Here is a 1,238-nt window from a genome sequence, read left to right on the forward strand (position 1 = left end):
TGATCCTAGCCAAAATAATGGACAGTACTTCCCTCTAAAGATAACGTAACGTTAACTTTGGAGATACAAGAAATGGCCAAACGTTTTAGTCCTGAATTTAAACAGCAAGCAATTGATTATGCACTTTCAAACTCACACGAGTCTGTAGCTACAATCGCCCAGAAATTAGGTGTAGGTTATTCAACATTAGATAAATGGATTCGTGAAACCAATCCGGCAGGTTCAAGCAAACGTCAACTTTCACCAGAACAACAGCGGATCTTGGAATTAGAGAAAGAAGTTAAACAGCTCAGGGAAGCCAATGACATCTTAAAAAAAGCGCATGTGTACTTTCTGACAGATCATTCCAAGAAAAGTACACGGTAATTCAAGATCTAGCTGTGAATGGAGTCACTGTATTTTCTGTCTGTAAATGCCTGGGTGTCAGCACTTCAGGCTATTATGCCTGGCGAAAACGCCAGGCCAATACAGCGCAAAAATATAATGATTTAAAAGCCGTATATTGGCAGCATCATGCACGATTGGGTGCACCTTCATTGGTACATGACATGCATGATTTAGGTTACAGCATGAGCGAACGAACCGTTGGAAGAATGCTTAAAAAGCTTGGTTTACGTAGCAGGATTGCACGTAAATACAAGCATCCGACAGATTCAAACCATCGTTTGCCTACAGCACCAAATCTGTTGGAGCGTCAATTTACAGTCATTCAGCCCAACAAGGTTTGGACAACGGATATTACCTACATCCGTACCACGCAAGGTTGGCTGTATTTATGTGTGATGCTGGATCTATTTAGTCGTCGTATTGTGGGTTGGCAAACTAGCCATCGAATAGACCATCAATTGGTGTGTGATGCATTTAATTATGCAATGGCTCGTCAGGGTTATCCAACGGGTGTCATGGTACATTCGGATCAAGGCTCACAGTACTGTAGTCGTGATTTTAGGGTGCTATTATTAACGAATAACTGTATTCAAAGTATGTCACGCAGGGGGAACTGTTGGGATAATGCAGTGACCGAAAGCTTCTTTCATACATTGAAAGGTCATGTGATACATGGCAGTGTGTTTGCCACTCGAAAAGAGGCGACTGCTGTCTTGTTTGACTATATTGAGATTTATTACAATCGGGTCAGAAGGCATTCCGCAAACGGCTGGTTAAGCCCAGAAACCTTTGAACAGAAACATTTTAAGAGTTTAGAGGGACCGACTGTCCACAATACTGTCTAGGATCAA

At 41.9% G+C, this 1,238-nt stretch carries 1 protein-coding gene; it reads left to right on the forward strand.

Features of this window, described 5'->3' with window-relative positions; genetic code table 11:
* The first annotated feature begins 72 nt into the window (after window positions 1–72).
* Window positions 73–1,232, forward strand: a protein-coding gene (locus H9629_RS15260; RefSeq protein WP_191731454.1) for an IS3 family transposase whose coding sequence is annotated in 2 segments (ribosomal slippage) — window positions 73–307 and window positions 307–1,232 — 1,161 coding nt in all. Because the reading frame shifts where the segments join, the coding sequence is not laid out codon by codon here.
* Window positions 1,233–1,238: the final 6 nt, after the last annotated feature.

It is taken from the genome of Acinetobacter pecorum, from assembly GCF_014837015.1.
GTDB classification, from domain to species: Bacteria; Pseudomonadota; Gammaproteobacteria; order Pseudomonadales; family Moraxellaceae; genus Acinetobacter; species Acinetobacter pecorum.